The organism is Methylophaga sp. UBA3613, from assembly GCF_002375415.1.
In the GTDB taxonomy this organism is placed as follows: domain Bacteria; phylum Pseudomonadota; class Gammaproteobacteria; order Nitrosococcales; family Methylophagaceae; genus Methylophaga.
Genome location: NZ_DFLS01000008.1, coordinates 1 through 18,387, shown reverse-complemented (window position 1 = coordinate 18,387; position 18,387 = coordinate 1). Strand labels below are relative to the sequence as shown.

Sequence of the window (18,387 nt, the reverse complement as noted above, 5' to 3'; positions counted from 1 at the left end):
TCCTGGTTTGGAATCAAGTTAATTTAGTAGTCAACGATGATGCTATTTTTTTTAGCATTTTCGTTGTCAAAGGCTCTCTAAAAAGTAATATCAAAAGAAACAGCAGAATTATGCTTTGGGTAATTACAAGCATCAAATCATCTCTAAATTGAATGTAAGAAATTAGTGATAGTGTGCTTAAAAATAATGTTAATAAAAGTCTCGGGATAAGAGCCCTCATCTCTTGATTCAGCTCAGGAATAGTACCGACCTTTTTGAGGTATCTTAGGTATTCCATAACAGCATTGTAAATTATTGCGGCCGTAAATCCGACAGCACATCCCATGACACCTATAATAGGGATAAACACAATAGATCCAATAATATTAAATATTGCTAATGTTAGGTTCATTCTAAATATAAACGCTAGGTCGCGCATGCCAATTAAGGCAAAATACAAAGGCGCAATGAAAATTATCACCATACTAGCTGGAATCATTAAGAATAAGAGTTCTGGTAGATTTTCCGTATCTTCATTAAGCCAGAAGTGGGTAAGAAAAACTATAAGTACACCGGCAATTGCATGCATTAAAGATGCTGGAATCAAACCAAAACGTAGAGATTTTATATATTCTTGTCCTGAATTAAGCCGCATTTCATTAGTAAGTTGAAGGAATGTACGAAAAGCGCCTCCAAATAAACCTTGTATACCTGTTATAACCTTCATTACCACTTCATAAACGGTAACACTTGCAGAGCCTACAAATATATTTAACAAGTATTTATTCAACGGATCGACGAATACCACTACAAGCCTTGAACCTTGCAGCGACAGACCTTCTTTCATTAAATTTGGCAATATTTTCACTATGTTTTTTTGTGGTAAATACGCTGATACAAACCCCATTTTTATTCGAAAATATGTTGAAAAGTAAGTATCAAGTAGTAATCCTGAAACAAAGATTAGTACCATACTGGAAATAGTTAGCTGTTCAGCCTCAAAAAATACAAACAAAAAAATTAGAAAAGCTAATATGGGACCAAACATTTGTGTTCTTGCAGCCAAATCAAAACGCCCAAGACTTTCGATTACTGCAATATTTGCCGCATTCACCATTTGCGAAATTAAAAGAATAAGAACAAATAACAACGCTCTGTTCAAATCATTAATAAGCTCTATATCATTTCCAAAATATACAAAGCTTTCAATAAAATCAGAGCCAAAAAGGATGACTAATAGCATGAAGAAAAAGCTTGCAAACACAGTAAATAACCATACTGCAGAAAATAGCTTTAACAGATGTTGATTTGAGTCTTTTTGTATTTTCAAATCTGCAGCATGTGTCACTACAATTGTGTGAATACTATTTACAAAGGTCAGGTAAATAGCTGATACCGCAAGCATCAGAGCAAAATAACCATAAAAGGCCGCTCCCACAATCTTGATCGCTAGGAATAGGTTTGCCATACCGAATATGAGTCTTATCCCAGCTGAGAAAGCCCCCCATGATGCATTGCTAAATAAACTAGGCATCAAGATTACTTTTTTTGCACAAGAAATTGATTGTGTGGGCAGGTATTAAATTGAGATTGAAGAGTTTCAAAAAATTTATACTTTTAAATTTGATTAAGTATTAATATTTGGAGTAAGCATCAGTAACACCTTGATGCAAACTCGTCCCGCACTGGCAGCCTAGCTCCTTTGCAAGATCAACACTTAAAAGCTTCCGCAAAGTACCATCGGGTTTAGAAACATCAAACTCAATCTCACCTTTAAATCCAATAGTTTCTTTGATCATTTCTGCTAATTTTTTAATCGTTATGTCTTCACCCACACCTATATTTACAACAGGTGCTACACCATCATTACGGTTGGTACCTAATAACGGCTGATACTGTTTATCATCAAGATTCATCAAGTGTACACAGGCATCAGCCATATCCTCATTGTGCATAAACTCACGCTTTGGTGTGCCTGTCCCCCAAATCATAACTGCTGGAGTTTGTTGTTTTTCACAAGCTGTTAATATTTCTGTTCTGTAAGGTTCAGGCAATTTTCCATATTTTTGTTCATCTTGCAGGATTGCGTTTTCATCGCCTTCGCCAGCCAATTTAGCCAAATGAAATTTACGGATAAGCGCCGGTAAAACATGTGAATTATTTAAATCATAATTATCGCCAGGCCCATAAAGATTGGTTGGCATGGCTGCAAGATATTGCGTTCCATATTGGCGATTATAACTCCAGCACATCTCAATGCCGGCAATTTTTGCCAATGCATAAGGTCGATTGGTTTCTTCAAGAGGTCCTGTTAATAAATATTCTTCTTTCAATGGCTGCGGTGCATTTTTAGGATAAATGCAGCTCGATCCCAAGAACAGTAAGCGCTTTACATTATTTAGGTACGCATGATGTATTACATTATTCTGAATGGCTAAGTTGTCTCGAATAAATTCAGCTGGATAAGTATTGTTAGCGTGGATACCACCTACTTTTGCTGCAGCAAGAAACACATAGTCTGGTTTTTCAGTCTTGAAGAATTCTGCTACTGCTTTTTCATCAGTTAAATCTAATTCGGTATGGGTTCTTTTGAGTATATTACTGTACCCCTTATCCTCAAGGTTTCGAACAAGTGCTGAACCGACTAAACCACGATGACCAGCAACATAGATTTTGTCTGAATTATTCATGGTAGTCATATGCGGTAAAACCATGTTTTTTGACTAATTCGTCACGTTGGGCAGATTTATAATCTTCAAGTACCATCTCTGCTACTAATTCTTCAAAACTAATTTTAGGTGTCCAGCCAAGTTTTTCTTTTGCTTTAGATGGGTCGCCTAATAAAGTTTCGACCTCTGTTGGACGGAAATAACGCGGGTCAACCTGAACAATAGATTTTCCTTCAGCGTCATAGCCCTTTTCATCAATGCCTTCCCCTTCCCAGCGAATAGAAATACCCAGTTCTTTCGCTGCGGTATTGACGAAATCACGAACGCTGTATTGCACGCCTGTAGCAATTACAAAATCTTCTGGCTTATCTTGTTGTAACATTAACCATTGCATCTCAACATAATCTTTGGCGTGTCCCCAGTCGCGTAACGCATCAAGGTTTCCCAGATACAAGCAATCCTGTAATCCAAGCTTGATACGGGCTAATGCGCGAGTGATTTTTCGGGTGACAAAGGTTTCTCCCCGGATTGGACTTTCATGATTAAACAAGATGCCATTACAGGCATAGATGCCATACGCTTCGCGATAGTTTACTGTGATCCAATAACCATACAATTTGGCAACTGCGTAAGGACTACGTGGATAGAAAGGTGTCGTTTCTTTCTGAGGGGTTTCCTGTACTAACCCGTATAGCTCAGAAGTGGAAGCCTGATAAAATTTGGTTTTCTTTTCGAGCCCCAATATTCGAATCGCTTCAAGAATTCGCAGCGTGCCAATACCATCGGCATTCGCTGTGTATTCCGGGGTTTCAAAACTGACCGCAACATGACTCATTGCGGCCAGATTATAGATTTCATCGGGCTGAACTTGCTGGATAATACGAATCAAATTAGTTGAATCAGTCAAGTCACCATAGTGCAGAATGAAATTTTTATTATCGACATGAGGATCCTGATACAGATGATCAACGCGGTCAGTATTAAACAACGAAGCTCGTCGCTTTATGCCGTGCACAATGTAGCCTTTTTCTAACAACAGCTCCGCTAGATAAGCACCATCCTGACCAGTGATACCAGTTATTAATGCAACTTTTTCCATTTAAATCTCTGCTTATTTTTTATTTGTTTACTAGATTAATTTATTCGACAGTAACAGACTTCGCTAGATTACGTGGTTGATCAACATCTGTGCCTTTTATTAAAGCAACGTGGTAACTTAACAGCTGCAGCAAGATGTTGTAGGTTATCGGGGCGGTAATGCGGCCTACATTCGTGGTCGCTTTAATAACCTTAAAACCCGACTCAGAACTGATATCTGAACGCTCATCTTCAAACACAATCATCTGACCACCACGGGCTTTTACTTCATGAAGATTGGATTTGAGCTTTTCCAGCAAATCGTCCAGAGGAGCAATAGCGATTACCGGCATATTTTCATCAATTAGTGCCAACGGACCATGTTTAAGCTCACCTGCAGGATAAGCTTCAGCATGAATGTAGCTTATTTCTTTAAGTTTTAAAGCCCCTTCCAACGCTATTGGATACATCGTACCTCGACCCAAAAAGAGTGCATGCTGTTTATCTGCAAAAGCCTGAGCAATATCCTGAATCTCCTGTTCATGCATCAACGCATTCTGGATCAGATTGGGTAATTTTTGCAGGCCTTGAGTAATGTGTTTCTCACGTTCTCGTGTAATACGTTTTTTGACTTTGCCAATACAGGTGAGCAATAAGGCTAGTGCCACTAACTGTGTGGTAAAAGACTTGGTGGAAGCAACACCGATTTCCGGGCCGGCATGGGTGAGATAACAAAGATCAGCTTCACGGGTCAGACTGCTTTCTGCCACATTGCAAATGGATAAAGTTTGAATATTTTTTACCGCGTAGGAATCAGGACAATCTACAGCATAGGCTTTAATTTGCTGTAATGCAGCCAAGGTGTCGGCCGTTTCGCCCGACTGGCTGATGGTGACAAAAAGCGTGTTATCTTCGATGACTGGATTTCGATAACGAAACTCACTGGCCACTTCAACTTGGCAAGGAAGACGAACAATATCTTCAGCCCAGTATTTTGCCACCATGCCCGCATGATAACTGGTACCGCAGGCAATAATATGCAGCCGTTCAATACTTTTGAAAATGGATTCGGCGCCGGGACCAAAAGTAGAAACCAGCACCTGTTCCTGCGTTACTCGTCCCTCAAGAGTGTCAATTACAGCTTGTGGCTGTTCGAAGATCTCTTTGTGCATGTAATGACGATGCTCGCCCAGCTCTACCGCAGTGATATTTAGCGAAGATTGTTTGATCGGGCGGTCAACTTTCTCACCGGTTACGGAGCTGTAAATTTCAATGCTCTCGCGTGTCAGTTTAGCAACATCGCCATCTTCCAGAAAAATGAAGTTCTGGGTAACGGGTAGTAAGGCAGATACATCAGAAGCAATAAAATGCTCACCGATCCCAATTCCAATCACTAATGGGCTGCCTTTGCGGGCAGCTATGAGGGTATTCGGCTCATCGGTGGCAATAACACCAAGCGCATAAGCCCCTTCAAAATCTTTAATAGCTTCCACCACGGCGTCAAACAGGGAAAGATTATTGCGGCTGGCAGTTGGAGAAGCATCACCGTATAAATATTGATAAATGGAGTGGGCGACCACTTCTGTATCGGTTTCAGAGGTGAAACGATACCCCTGGTTTGTCTGTAGCTGTTTTAAAACCTGATAGTTTTCAATGATGCCATTGTGGACAACAGCAACACGGTGATTGCATATATGGGGATGGGCATTATTTTCGGAGGGGATCCCATGAGTGGCCCAGCGAGTATGGGCGATGCCCATTTGACCGGAAAAACTGCTGTTTTCGCCATCGATCTTGGCTTCAAGCTGCTTAATTTTACCAAGCGAACGAACCCGATGAATATTGGCGTCAGCATCCATAAGCGCAACACCGGAAGAGTCGTAGCCTCGATACTCCAGCCGGCGTAGCCCTTCCATCAAGATTGGCGCTACATTTCGCTCAGCAATACCACCGACTATTCCACACACTGATTGCTGTCCTCCAAATAAGCAAAAAAGGATTATACATCAGCAACCTTATAAATAATGCTCTTCTATCATCAATAAAACGTATTAGCTGTTGAGTCTTTCAGACAAAAGGGATTAATCCTGGCCAAATAAATCGCGGGTATAAATCTTTTCTTTTACATCCTGAATATCATCAGTAATGCGATTGGCAATAATAAGAGAAGATTGTTGTTTGAATGCTGCCAAGTCATTGACTACTTTTGAACGGAAAAACTCGGCTTCTTCCAACACCGGTTCATAAACGATAACTTCTATACCCTTTGCCTTAATACGTTTCATAATGCCTTGTATAGCTGAAGCTCTGAAGTTATCTGACCCCTGTTTCATGACCAGTCGATAAATGCCCACAACTAGAGGATTTTTCTTAATAATCTGTTCGGCAATAAAGTCTTTGCGGGTGGTATTGGCATCCACAATAGCCCTAATCAAGCTATTGGGCACAGTGTCATAATTGGCCAACAGTTGTCTGGTATCTTTTGGCAGGCAGTACCCACCATAACCAAACGAAGGATTATTGTAGTGATCTCCAATGCGAGGATCCAAACCAACCCCTTCAATGATTTGTCGGCTGTTCAGGTTATGTGTTTCAGCATAACTGTCGAGTTCATTAAAATACGCGACCCGCATCGCCAGATAGGTATTGGAAAATAATTTGATCGCTTCGGCTTCGGTAGGATCAGTAAATAACACGGGCACATCTTTCTTAACTGCGCCTTGCAACAGTAAATCAGCAAACAAACGTGCACGATCGCTCTGTTCCCCTACGACAATGCGTGAAGGATATAGATTGTCATATAACGCTTTACCTTCGCGTAAAAACTCAGGCGAAAAGAAAATTTTATCTGTGCTAAATTTGGCTCGAACAGTTTGAGTGTAACCCACCGGAATAGTTGATTTTATTACCATAACAGCTGATGGATTTATCGCCAGCACATCCTGAATAACCGCTTCAACTGAATTGGTATTAAAGGTATTCGTTACCGTATCGTAATCAGTTGGCGTAGCAATAATGACAAAATCAGCTTTTTCATAAGCTTTTTGCTTATCCGTTGTGGCATTTAGATTGAGCGGTTTATTGGCCAGAAAATCTTCGATTTCTTTATCAACAATGGGTGATTTTTTAGCGTTAATCAGATCAACTTTTTCAGGGACGATGTCCAAAGCAGTTACATGATGATGCTGAGCCAGCAAAACGGCCAGTGATAAGCCAACATAACCTGTTCCAGCAACTGCAATATTGAGTGTTTTTTCCATAATACGTCTCTTAAAAGTTATAAAACTCGTGGATATTACTGATTGATAACCGCTTTATTGCTCAGCCAGTCCTCAATCCCGCATTGGGGCATAAATCCATCTACATATTTGCTGAGCAGTACCCGGACCTGCTCATAATCTGCAACGCTGACAGCATGCTGTAAATCAGTCAGAATTAACTGTAAATCCTGCCAGGCAATCACCCGCTCTTCGGCTCGCATAATTTTCTGGTGTGCCGTTTGGCTGACATTTTCACCAATTAGCAGCTCTTCAAATAACTTTTCGCCAGGACGCAGGCCGGTAAAGGTAATTTCAATATCACCGTTGGGATTTTCAGAATTCTTAACCGTAAAGCCACTGAGATGAATCATTCGTGTTGCCAGATCAACAATTTTTACTGCTGACCCCATATCCAACACAAACACATCACCTCCCTGCCCCATTGCACCAGCTTGTATTACCAGTTCGGCAGCTTCGGGAATGGTCATAAAATAGCGAATGATTTGCGAATCCGTAACCGTAACAGGGCCACCCTTGGCTATCTGTTCACGAAATAATGGCACAACTGAACCGGATGAACCCAGTACATTACCAAATCTTACCATTGTAAATCGGGTAATAGAGGTTTCTGCCAAAGCCTGCAAAACCAGCTCGGCCATCCGTTTGCTGGCTCCCATGGTATTGGTAGGTCTGACAGCTTTGTCCGTAGAAATCAACACAAATGTTTCAACGTTTGCCGCAATGGCGGCCTGGGCACAATGTAATGTACCGAAAACATTGTTACGGATTCCTTCACCCACATTTTTTTCAACCATTGGCACATGTTTATACGCTGCGGCATGGTAAATAGTTTGTACCGCAAAATGCTGACAGATTGATGTCAAACGAATCCGATCAACAACCGAGCCCAGTAAAGCAATTACTTCTACTCCGCTCTCCAAATTACAGAGCTCCTGTTCGATTTGATATAACGCAAATTCACTGATTTCGAACAATAACAATCGGCTGGGTTTGAGTTTGATGATTTGCCGTGTTAACTCGGAGCCAATCGAACCACCGGCACCGGTGACCATGACGCATTTACCGGTGATATTCGCTGTTAATAATTGCGGATCAGGGGCAACGGCTTCTCTACCCAGTAAATCTGCAATATCCACTTCCTGAATATCTGAAACTTCCAATTTACCTTCGGCGATATCGGTAAGATCTGGCAAGGTACGGATATGTACGGGTAATTCCTCGAGAGAACGCAGAATTTCACTTCGCCGACTTCTGGAAGCTGATGGCATGGCCAATAGCACATCACGTACATGAAATTTATCAATCAGTTTCACCAGATCACGAGGACGATATACAGTCAACCCGTTAATTTGCTGGCGATACAGCGTAGGGTCATCATCAATAAACGCAACTGGACGTAATTGCCGTCCCATTTTCAATAATGCTGACAGTTGAGCCCCTGCTCGTCCGGCCCCATATATTAAAACGGGAGGAATATATCGTTTGTTATCCAACTCTGCCAATGGACTGCGGGTTGTGGTGATAAACAACCAGCGTGCATATAAACGCAGTCCACCTACTGCCAAAAATAGTAATAGCGCATTGATAATATAAATTGTTCTGGGTACTAAGCCGGCATATGGTCCAGATAATACGACAACAGTGGCAAAAATGACGGTAAACAGGCCAATTGCCTTAAAAATTGTCCACAGGGCATCAAGACCAATATATCGAACAATTGCCCGATATAATCCCAATTTAATAAAAATCGGTATCGCAATAAATGGCGCGAGAAAAAATAACCATAACTGGGAAACTGGCGGTTGATACAGCGTACTAAGTCGCAACGAAAATGCCATCCATAACACCAGCATCACCACGATGTAGTCGATGAAAATACTCAGTATGCGTTTAGTGGTTCGCGGACGGCTTAAAAACCACTGCATTAATTTGTTATACGTGGTTTGTATCACTGACCTTTTCCTCGATTTTTCGTACTGGCAAATCTGAACTGAGTATTTATGACTGTAAAACCCATTGTAAGCTTACCTGCCAATCAGGTAACTGCAGACCAAAATGGCGTTTTAATTTTGTATTATCCATGCAGGAATTTAATGGTCGCTTGGCAGGGGTAGGATATTCTGCCGTGGGTATGCCGGTTACTTCTGGAACACGTCGACCATCAGCTTCTGCTATCTGAAAGATAGCCTCGGCAAATCCTTTCCAACTGGTTTGACCTGCTGCGCTTAAATGATAAACACCACTATTTTGCTTCCAAAATGCATCATCATTATGTGCCTGAGCCAATGCTTGAGCAGTGACATCAGCAATATGTCTACTCCACGTTGGAGTACCAATCTGATCATCTACAATATTCAATTGCTCACGTTCTTCAGCCAGTCTTAACATTGTATTCAAAAAGTTATGACCTCGCCGATCATATACCCAGCTGGTCCTGAAAATCAGATGATCACATCCAGTGGCAACAATTGCCTGCTCCCCTTCCAGTTTTGTCAGACCATAATGGCTTAATGGACCGGTAGCATCGGTCTCTACCCAGGGCGAAGCCTTACTGCCGTCAAACACATAATCCGTTGAAAAATGCACCATGGGAACCGATAAATTGTTGGCTTCTTCAGCCATCACAGCCGGGGCAATAGCATTAATTTTTTGGGCTAATTTAGTTTCCTGTTCGGCTTTATCTACTGCAGTATAGGCCGCAGCATTTACAATCAGATCCGGCTGAACAGCATGAATCGTCTCACGAATTGCGGTTATATCCGCCAAATCCAGTGATTGTCTTGTCGTAGTGTGTAATTCGCCCAGGCAGGCAAGACTACGCTGTAATTGAAAACCAACCTGTCCCTGTCCGCCAATCAGTAATATTTTCACTTAAAAGGCCTCAGCCAGTTTAAACGGGGTACCTTGTTGATCTTTAGTAGACAAAACCGGTGTTATGTCCTCTAACGGCCAGTCAATTGCCAGATCAGCATCATCCCAGGCTACCGTTCTTTCATATTCAGGTGCGTAATAATCGGTTGTTTTATAGAGAAAATCGGCACTGTCGCTTAACACCAGAAAACCATGGGCAAACCCGGCGGGCACCCAGAACTGTTCCTGACCCTCAGCAGTTAAAACCGCTCCGGTCCATTGACCATATGTCGGTGAATCACGACGCATATCAACGGCTACATCAAACACTTTTCCTGCTGTTACCCGAACCAATTTTCCTTGTGGTTGCTTGATTTGATAATGCAAACCACGTAACACGCCTTTCGCTGAACGCGAGTGATTATCCTGCACAAAATCAATATCCAAACCGAGTAAATCCTGAAAGGTTTTTTTGTTATAACTTTCCAGAAAAAAACCGCGTTCATCACCAAACTTTTTGGGTGTCAGTAATTTAACGTCAGGAATATTGGTCTCGGTGACTAACATTAGTAAATTGTCTCATTTATGATATTTAACAAATATTTACCATAACCACTTTTCAATAATGGCTGTGCCAATTGTTCCAGTTGTTCAGCATCAATATACCCCATGCGGTAGGCAATCTCTTCGGGACACATCACTTTTAACCCCTGCCGTTGCTCAAGGGTTTGAATGAACATTGAAGCATCCAATAAGGAATCATGGGTTCCGGTATCCAGCCAGGCCATACCACGGCCCATTACCTGTACATTAAGCTTGCCGTTATCCAGATAAGCCTGATTCACATCAGTAATCTCAAGTTCACCACGAGCGGAAGGTTTGAGATTGCGGGCAATCTCAACGACCTGATTATCATAAAAGTATAAACCTGTGATGGCATAGCGCGATTTAGGTTTAGTCGGTTTTTCTTCGATACTTAATGCTTTACCGTTTTCGTCAAACGCTACGACGCCATAACGTTCAGGGTCACTCACCGGGTAGGCAAAAACGGTCGCACCTTCTTTATTGTTATCAGCATCTCGCATCATATCGGCCAAATCATGACCGTAATAGACATTATCACCCAGTACTAAAGCGCAATCATCATCTCCGATAAAATCAGCGCCAAGAGTAAAAGCCTGGGCTATACCTTCCGGTTTATCCTGAACAATATACTGTAGATTCAAACCCCACTTACTGCCATCTCCGAGTAACTGTTCAAGGCGTGGCGTGTCTTGAGGGGTGGAAATAATACAGATGTCCCGCATACCAGCCAGCATCATGGTGGCCAGCGGATAATAAATCATCGGTTTGTCATACACCGGCAGCAGTTGTTTACAGATGGATTGGGTTACTGGATATAACCGTGTGCCGCTTCCCCCTGCCAGTACGATTCCCTTACGACTCATTTATTATCTCCCAGTCCAAGTCTTTGTTGCTGATAACTACCATCCATCACGTTTTCACACCATTGGCGATTATCCAGATACCACTGCACTGTTTTACGTAACCCCGTGGCAAATGTTTCCTGAGGTTTCCAGCCCAGTTCCCGTTCAATTTTGCTGGCATCAATGGCATAACGCGCATCATGACCAGGACGATCCGTAACAAATTCGATTAAATTTTTATGTGGCCGATGGGGTGAATCAGGCAATAGTTCATCCAGAATCTGACAAATCAGTTGTACCACTTCCAGATTGGTATGTTCATTAAAACCTCCGACATTATAGCTTTCGCATAACTTGCCTTCCGCCAGCACCAGTCTTAAGGCTCTTGCATGATCATCTACATATAACCAATCACGGATATTTTCGCCTTTACCGTAAATAGGCAATGGTTTACCAGCAAGCGCATTGTTAATTACTACTGGAATCAATTTTTCGGGGAACTGATACGGCCCGTAGTTATTGGAACAGTTAGTCATTAACACTGGCAAACCATATGTATGGTGCCAGGCACGAACCAAATGGTCACTGCCAGCTTTGGTGGCAGAGTATGGTGAATTGGGCTGGTAAGGAGTTGTTTCAGTAAACAGACCCGTTTCGCCTAATGTGCCATAGACTTCATCAGTTGAAATATGATGAAAGCGGAACTTCCCGGCATCATCAGCGGATAATGATTTCCAGTATTTTCTGGCCGCCTCAAGCAAAATATATGTACCAACCACATTGGTTTGCACAAAATCTGCGGGGCCATCTATCGAACGATCAACATGCGATTCGGCAGCAAGATGCATCATGGCACTGGGTTTATATTGGGTGAATATTCTATCCATTGCCTCAGCATCACAGATATCAGCTTGTTCAAAATAATAGTTTGGCGAAGCATCAATCTCGGTTAGTGATTCGAGATTGCCAGCATAGGTCAGTTTATCGATGTTAATAACGGTGATGTCGGTTTCGGTAATTAATTGACGAATCAATGCAGAGCCGATAAAACCGGCACCGCCAGTTACGAGCAGGGTATTTTTATTCACGTTGCTGAGTTCACTTTTCAATTTGAGAAATTCAGATATGCCGTCCTTGGTCACGTGAAAGTTAGCACCGACAAGGGCTAAAAATCAACTTGAAAGTTTGTCGCAGATTTTGAAATAGAGAGAGATGGTACGCCCGGCAGGACTCGAACCTGCTACCCTCGGCTTAGAAGGCCGATGCTCTATCCAGATGAGCTACGGGCGCATTAATAACTAAGTGAGGATAATTAAGCAGTCAATAAAGTGGTCGGGGCAGAGAGATTCGAACTCCCGACCCTCTGGTCCCAAACCAGATGCGCTACCAGACTGCGCTATGCCCCGACTTATCCAAGGACAGACATCCTCGAAGAAGGCGAAATAATACGCTGATGCCGATAGCGAGTCAACAGCACATTTATATTTTTTGCCGTGGCTAACGCAACGTGCGATCATAGCCGCTTTTGAAAGGCCGGAACCCACAGAATGACTGCTCAAATCATCGACGGAAAAACAATTGCTGCCGAGCTAAAACAGAAAATCAAAGCAGCAACCCAAATGCGTCTCGCTACCGGAAAACGCCGGCCTGGACTTGCTGTAGTCCTGATTGGCGACAATCCGGCGTCCCAAGTCTATGTGGGTAGCAAGCGTCGTAGTTGTGAAGAGGTGGGCTTCAAGTCCGAATCATTTGATTTACCTGAAACCACTACAGAACAAGAACTGCTAGACCTGATTACACAGCTGAATGAAGACGATGAGATTGATGGCATTCTGGTGCAACTGCCTTTGCCAGCACATTTCAATACTGATGTCATTATTGAACATATTGCACCGCACAAAGATGTGGATGGTTTTCATCCTTATAACATCGGTCGCTTGGCTCAACGTAATCCACTTTTACGTCCATGCACACCGAAAGGTGTGATTACCATGATGCAATCTGTTGGAATTGATCTTAGAGGTAAAGAAGCAGTAGTCGTTGGGGCTTCCAATATAGTGGGTCGTCCAATGGGACTTGAACTGTTACTGGCTGGATGCACGACTACCGTTTGTCATCGTATGACAAAAGATTTGGAATCCCATGTTCGTCGTGCAGAAGTGTTGGTTGTCGCGGTAGGCAAACCCAACTTTATTCCGGGTGACTGGATCCGCGAAGATGCCGTAGTGATTGATGTGGGTATTAACCGACTGGAAAACGGGAAGTTAACAGGCGACGTTGAGTTTGATAAAGCCAGCGAAAAAGCAGCCTGGATTACACCTGTTCCGGGTGGTGTCGGTCCTATGACTGTGGCTACATTGCTCGAAAACACATTATTTGCTGCCGATCAGTTACATCAATAACAGCTGAGGCCAGTCCTGATGCCCCTCCAACACTGGAGGGGCAAACTGTAAAACCCAATCTAACCATTCCATTGCCAATCACGGATCTCCGGTAAATCCTGTCCATGCTCCCGAATATAGTCATCATGTTCTGCGAGCTTCTGTTGAATAAATAACTCGATTTCTGACACTTTATCATCGGGCAGCTCTGTTAAATGTTTGACGGCATTTTCCAGTAGGTGAAAACGATCCAGACCATTAATAACTGCCATATCAAATGGCGTGGTGGTGGTCCCCTCCTCTTTGAAGCCATGGACATGCAGATTTTTATGATTGGTGCGGCGATAAGTTAACCGGTGAATCAGCATTGGATAACCATGGTAGGCAAAAATAACCGGTTTATCTTTAGTAAATAATGCATCAAATTCATCTTCTTCAAGACCATGAGGATGTTCACTGGGTGATTGTAATTTCATCAGATCCACCACATTAATCACCCTGACTTTCAGCTCCGGTAAAAACATATTCAGTAATTTTACTGCAGCCAGTGTTTCCATCGTCGGTACATCACCACAACAAGCCATCACCAGATCCGGTTCGTTGCCATTATCATTACTGGCCCATTGCCAGACACCTACACCAGCGGTGCAATGTTTTACTGCCGACTCCATATCCAGCCATTGTGGAGAAGATTGTTTACCGGCCACAACCACGTTTACATAGTTACGACTGCGCAGGCAGTGATCAGTAACGGATAACAGTGTATTGGCATCAGGCGGCAGATACACACGTACCACTTCGGCTTTTTTATTCACTACATGATCAATAAAGCCGGGATCCTGATGCGAAAAGCCATTGTGATCCTGACGCCATACATGTGATGACAATAGATAGTTTAATGAGGCAACAGGTTTACGCCATGGGATCTGATTACAGATTTTCAGCCATTTGGCATGCTGATTGAACATCGAGTCGATGATATGAATAAACGCTTCATAACAGGAGAAAAAGCCATGTCGCCCTGTCAATAAATAACCTTCCAGCCAGCCCTGACACTGATGCTCACTGAGCATTTCCATCACTCTGCCATCTTTGGACAGTTTCTCATCACCCGGAATCATTTCCCCCATCCAGGTTCTGCCAGTGACATCAAGCACATCCTGCCAACGATTGGAGTTATTTTCATCGGGACTGAACAAGCGGAAGTTCTTGGCATCAAGATTCTGTTGCATCACATCGCGCAGAAATTTACCCATTACCCTGGTAGCTTCGCCTTTCGTGCCTCCGGGCTTTTTGACTTCTATGGCATAGTCACGAAAATCTGGTAAAGCTAGATCCTGCAGTAGCTGGCCACCATTTGCATGTGGATTTGCGCCCATCCGTCGATCACCCTCAGGCGCCAAGGCTGCCAGTTCCGCTTTGAGCTTGCCGCCATCATCAAATAGCTCTTCCGGCTTATAGCTTTTCAGCCATTTATTAAGGATTTCGACATGTCCTTCCTTATCCATATCGCCCATGGGCACCTGATGAGAGCGGAATGTGCCTTCGGTTTTTTTGCCATCGACTTCTTCTGGACCTGTCCAACCTTTTGGCGAACGTAAAATAATCATTGGCCAGCGGGGACGTAAATGTACACCATGTTCACGCGCATCATTCTGGATATGACGGATTTGTTCCATGGCTTTATCCAATGTTGCCGCCATCAGTTGATGCATCTGCTTTGGATCATCGCCTTCGACAAAATAAGGCGTATAACCGTAACCATAAAACAAGGCTTCCAGCTCATCATTGGGGATACGTGCCAGCACTGTCGGACTGGCAATTTTGTAACCATTGAGATGCAATATCGGTAATACCGCACCATCATGTTCAGGGTTCAAAAATTTATTGGAATGCCAGCTGGTGGCTAACGCACCCGTTTCCGCTTCACCATCACCGACCACACAGGCCACAACTAAATCTGGGTTATCAAATGCCGCACCATAGGCATGAGATAAGGCATAACCCAATTCTCCACCTTCATGAATTGAGCCCGGGGTTTCCGGAGCAACATGACTGGGTACGCCACCCGGAAAGGAAAATTGTTTGAACAAACGTTTTAAGCCGGCTTCATCCTCGGATATGTCCGGATAGGTTTCACTATAAGTACCTTCCAGATAGGTATTAGCAACCAACGCCGGTCCACCATGACCAGGCCCAGCAATGTAGATCATATTAAGATCACGTTTTTTGATAACCCGGTTTAAATGCACATATATAAAGTTGAGTCCGGGTGTGGTGCCCCAATGTCCCAACAGCCGTGGTTTGATGTGTTTTGCCTGAAGAAGTTGTTTTAACAATGGGTTGTCATACAGATATATTTGTCCCACTGACAAATAATTTGCGGCGCGCCAGTAGGCATGCATTTTATCCAGTAAGTCCTGATCCAGTGGTTGTAATGTATTTGATGGTTCAAATGTCATTTTGCTTTTCCCCTTAATGATTCAGGTTCAATAGATCGCACATCGATTGCGCAATCATTAATTCCTCGTTTGTCGGGATGATCCAGACAGTAACTTTGCTTTGTGATGTTGAAATGCACAGAGCATTTTGCTGATTTAATTCGTTATTCAGTTCAATGCCGATAAATGCCAGTTGCTGACAAATCTGTGTCCGGATTTCCGCTACGTTTTCACCAATCCCTCCAGAAAATACCAAGGTATCCAAACCGCCTAAAGCAGCAGCATAAGCACCAATCTGCTTTCTGGCCTGATAGCAAAACACGTTTATGGCATCTTCGGCATTTGGGTCAGTCGACCGTTTTTCCAATAGCTGCTGCATATCACTGGTAGTGGTTGAAATCCCCAGCAAACCAGATTGCTGATTAATCATTGTTTCAAACTGTTCAGCATTCATGCTTTCACTTCGGTTAAGAACACCAAATAAACCCGGATCAAGATCACCACTGCGAGTCCCCATTACCAGGCCCGCTGCTGGCGTCATCGCCATTGTGGTATCAATAGATTGCCCATTTGTGACAGCTGTCATGCTGGCACCATTGCCCAGATGCGCCAAAATTATCCTGTCGTGATTCGCTTTTTTAGCATTTTGCTGTTGTAACACCTGCATTAAATATCGGTATGACAGGCCATGAAATCCGTATCGATAAATACCTTTTTCATAATACTGACGGGGAATGGGGAGTAATTTGGCAACTGTTGGCAGATTCTGATGAAATTCAGTATCAAAACAAACCATTTGTTTTAACTGTGGGAAATGCTGGTCAAATGCTTCAATTAATTGGCTATTTGCAAAACAGGGTTGGAAATCATGCTTTATAACTCCATATATATAATTCACCATACTTAATGTTTAGGTTGGAATTAAGGTCAGAAAACTATTCAAAATAAACAACATGGTTGGTTGGAACTCTGTCCTGATTGGCTTAAATCAGATGTCTAGACGTGATGAGAAACTAGTCAATATGAAAATATCTAAGTACACGGCCTGAGTTAAATTATTAAGAGCTAAATCCAGACTGGGTAACGCTTAAATGAGATTTGCCTATATGACGCACTGTTTCATTAGCCGAAGTGTTAGCGTAGGACTGTATTGGCTTGTTATGACTTCGTTTCGTCGTATTCTTCCCAACTCATGAAACCAATAGGTCTTTTGGGCTGTTCTATATTCTCTCTCTTCAAAGCTATAAGCAAAATACTGATCTGAGAAATATGCTGAACTAGCTCTACAGGTTCTCCATTCTCGTTCTTTCCTTTGAATGAAATTAGCGAAGGATTCCAGTACCCAATATCTTCAATATGGAATGTTACAGACTGGCCGAAGTTGACCAACCTAGCTCCAACCTCATGCTTATCATCTAACGATCGGTGAAAATCATTTATCCACTCTATCAAGCGACGGTGGAATTCATCTGCTAAATTCTGATCTTTAAAAGGCATAAAGTGTGCGGGTGTAATTCGGGGGGGCAAATCTTCCATATCCATTAATTTGTCCTTTGCAGCATGTGCGCTTATGAAATAGAGCCAAAGGCACGATGTTAAGTTTGTAGCCGTTTTTAAACCGTCCGTAGAATCGGGGTAACACCTGACCTAACTCAAGAATTGGTTGATCGCCTTGAAAGCAGCTTCAAAACGATCCAAAGATTCATTAATCTCTGGTGTATCACCATCAAGAAGGTCTGGATGTCGTAGTAACCAATCTGCAGGAATAAAGTGTCCGAACTCAGGGGTTTCTGGAGGCAGTGTTCGACACGCTGCTTCTACCTGCTTGACTAGACGCTCAGTATTTGGTTCTGCATCAGCGACAGACTTTGGCGAGATTTGTTGTTTCTTGTTTAAGTTAAGGGCTAAATTGACAAGGTTGCAATAGAACCCTGGAGCGAAAAGATCCTCGATGTCGCTTTCGGATTTATCGGTAAAATCAGCTGCTGTGAGGACCTTCTCCGTCGTCAGTATTTGACTCTGCCGCAATCGTTCTATCTTTGACTTGTCTCCCTTCCCGTAATCACACAGAGCAACTATGTTGAGGTTGTTACCGGCAAATAACGAGGCAAATGATGAGACCTTATCCAGCCCACCTGTAGGGCAAATAGCCCATCGCGGATCCAAATATTCTCTATTTCTAGACTGAAGTGCCTGCGACATAACTTGAAGATAAACTACGTCTGATGGCCCCTCAACTAGAACGCAATTCTTACCAATAAGGGGTCCTAGGGATTTTGCCT

15 protein-coding genes and 2 tRNA genes are annotated in these 18,387 nt (G+C 42.9%); 1 reads left to right on the top strand and 16 read right to left on the bottom strand.

What is annotated here, in order from left to right:
* Positions 1-13 precede the first annotated feature (13 nt).
* From B3S93_RS09890 to B3S93_RS09835, 12 genes are all read right to left on the bottom strand, one after another.
* A complete protein-coding gene (locus B3S93_RS09890; RefSeq protein ID WP_292401666.1) occupies positions 14-1,513 on the bottom strand; it encodes a lipopolysaccharide biosynthesis protein in 1,500 nt (499 codons plus the stop codon).
* 100 nt (positions 1,514-1,613) lie between these two features.
* On the bottom strand, positions 1,614-2,669 hold the full coding sequence (locus B3S93_RS09885; protein WP_292401662.1) for a GDP-L-fucose synthase family protein: 1,056 nt from the start codon (positions 2,667-2,669) through the stop codon (positions 1,614-1,616).
* Complete coding sequence (gene gmd, locus B3S93_RS09880; protein ID WP_292401659.1) at positions 2,662-3,747, bottom strand: GDP-mannose 4,6-dehydratase; 1,086 nt, start codon at positions 3,745-3,747, stop codon at positions 2,662-2,664. The genes B3S93_RS09885 and gmd overlap by 8 nt, the downstream gene beginning before the upstream one ends.
* A 40-nt stretch (positions 3,748-3,787) precedes the next feature.
* Positions 3,788-5,692 (bottom strand): glutamine--fructose-6-phosphate transaminase (isomerizing), encoded by a 1,905-nt coding sequence (gene glmS, locus B3S93_RS09875; protein WP_292401654.1) that lies wholly within the window; start codon positions 5,690-5,692, stop codon positions 3,788-3,790.
* Positions 5,693-5,806: 114 nt separating this feature from the next.
* Positions 5,807-6,985, bottom strand: coding sequence for a nucleotide sugar dehydrogenase (locus B3S93_RS09870; RefSeq protein WP_292401651.1), 1,179 nt, complete (start codon positions 6,983-6,985; stop codon positions 5,807-5,809).
* 35 nt (positions 6,986-7,020) lie between these two features.
* Positions 7,021-8,958 (bottom strand): polysaccharide biosynthesis protein, encoded by a 1,938-nt coding sequence (locus tag B3S93_RS09865; RefSeq protein WP_292401648.1) that lies wholly within the window; start codon positions 8,956-8,958, stop codon positions 7,021-7,023.
* Between the two features lie 46 nt (positions 8,959-9,004).
* A complete protein-coding gene (gene rfbD, locus B3S93_RS09860) occupies positions 9,005-9,877 on the bottom strand; it encodes a dTDP-4-dehydrorhamnose reductase (protein ID WP_292401644.1) in 873 nt (290 codons plus the stop codon).
* Entirely contained in the window at positions 9,878-10,423 is a 546-nt protein-coding gene (rfbC, locus tag B3S93_RS09855; RefSeq protein WP_292401642.1) for a dTDP-4-dehydrorhamnose 3,5-epimerase, read from the bottom strand.
* On the bottom strand, positions 10,423-11,304 hold the full coding sequence (rfbA, locus tag B3S93_RS09850; protein ID WP_292401639.1) for a glucose-1-phosphate thymidylyltransferase RfbA: 882 nt from the start codon (positions 11,302-11,304) through the stop codon (positions 10,423-10,425). The genes rfbC and rfbA overlap by 1 nt, the downstream gene beginning before the upstream one ends.
* Entirely contained in the window at positions 11,301-12,371 is a 1,071-nt protein-coding gene (rfbB, locus tag B3S93_RS09845; RefSeq protein ID WP_292401637.1) for a dTDP-glucose 4,6-dehydratase, read from the bottom strand. Before rfbB ends, rfbA begins: the two co-directional genes overlap by 4 nt.
* A 125-nt stretch (positions 12,372-12,496) precedes the next feature.
* A tRNA-Arg gene (locus tag B3S93_RS09840) sits at positions 12,497-12,573 on the bottom strand.
* A 39-nt stretch (positions 12,574-12,612) separates the two neighbouring features.
* Positions 12,613-12,689 (bottom strand) — tRNA-Pro (locus tag B3S93_RS09835).
* Positions 12,690-12,830: 141 nt separating this feature from the next.
* On the opposite strand from B3S93_RS09835, the gene folD reads away from it, so the two are divergent.
* Positions 12,831-13,685 carry a bifunctional methylenetetrahydrofolate dehydrogenase/methenyltetrahydrofolate cyclohydrolase FolD gene (folD, locus tag B3S93_RS09830; protein ID WP_292357934.1) on the top strand — a complete coding sequence of 285 codons (855 nt, stop codon included), beginning with the start codon at positions 12,831-12,833 and terminating at the stop codon, positions 13,683-13,685.
* Positions 13,686-13,744: 59 nt separating this feature from the next.
* On the opposite strand, the gene B3S93_RS09825 is transcribed toward folD, so the two are convergent.
* From B3S93_RS09825 to B3S93_RS09810, 4 genes are all read right to left on the bottom strand, one after another.
* Positions 13,745-16,126: a phosphoketolase family protein gene (locus B3S93_RS09825; RefSeq protein ID WP_292748717.1), complete on the bottom strand. Its 2,382-nt coding sequence runs from the start codon at positions 16,124-16,126 to the stop codon at positions 13,745-13,747.
* A gap of 13 nt (positions 16,127-16,139) precedes the next feature.
* Positions 16,140-17,006: an acetate/propionate family kinase gene (locus B3S93_RS09820; protein WP_292401630.1), complete on the bottom strand. Its 867-nt coding sequence runs from the start codon at positions 17,004-17,006 to the stop codon at positions 16,140-16,142.
* A 257-nt stretch (positions 17,007-17,263) separates the two neighbouring features.
* On the bottom strand, positions 17,264-17,647 hold the full coding sequence (locus B3S93_RS09815) for a DUF6173 family protein (RefSeq protein ID WP_289285362.1): 384 nt from the start codon (positions 17,645-17,647) through the stop codon (positions 17,264-17,266).
* A 105-nt stretch (positions 17,648-17,752) separates the two neighbouring features.
* On the bottom strand, positions 17,753-18,387 hold a 635-nt coding region (locus tag B3S93_RS09810), incomplete at its 5' end, for a TOPRIM nucleotidyl transferase/hydrolase domain-containing protein (protein WP_289285360.1).

Bases quoted from the DNA above. Each gene is read 5' to 3' on its own strand.
- B3S93_RS09825 (WP_292748717.1), bottom strand. From the start codon at position 16,126: ATGACATTTGAACCATCAAATACATTACAACCACTGGATCAGGACTTA.
- rfbC (WP_292401642.1), bottom strand. From the start codon at position 10,423: ATGTTAGTCACCGAGACCAATATTCCTGACGTTAAATTACTGACACCC.
- gmd (WP_292401659.1), bottom strand. From the start codon at position 3,747: ATGGAAAAAGTTGCATTAATAACTGGTATCACTGGTCAGGATGGTGCT.
- B3S93_RS09890 (WP_292401666.1), bottom strand. From the start codon at position 1,513: ATGCCTAGTTTATTTAGCAATGCATCATGGGGGGCTTTCTCAGCTGGG.
- folD (WP_292357934.1), top strand. From the start codon at position 12,831: ATGACTGCTCAAATCATCGACGGAAAAACAATTGCTGCCGAGCTAAAA.
- rfbA (WP_292401639.1), bottom strand. From the start codon at position 11,304: ATGAGTCGTAAGGGAATCGTACTGGCAGGGGGAAGCGGCACACGGTTA.
- B3S93_RS09820 (WP_292401630.1), bottom strand. From the start codon at position 17,006: ATGGTGAATTATATATATGGAGTTATAAAGCATGATTTCCAACCCTGT.
- B3S93_RS09885 (WP_292401662.1), bottom strand. From the start codon at position 2,669: ATGAATAATTCAGACAAAATCTATGTTGCTGGTCATCGTGGTTTAGTC.
- B3S93_RS09870 (WP_292401651.1), bottom strand. From the start codon at position 6,985: ATGGAAAAAACACTCAATATTGCAGTTGCTGGAACAGGTTATGTTGGC.
- B3S93_RS09815 (WP_289285362.1), bottom strand. From the start codon at position 17,647: ATGGATATGGAAGATTTGCCCCCCCGAATTACACCCGCACACTTTATG.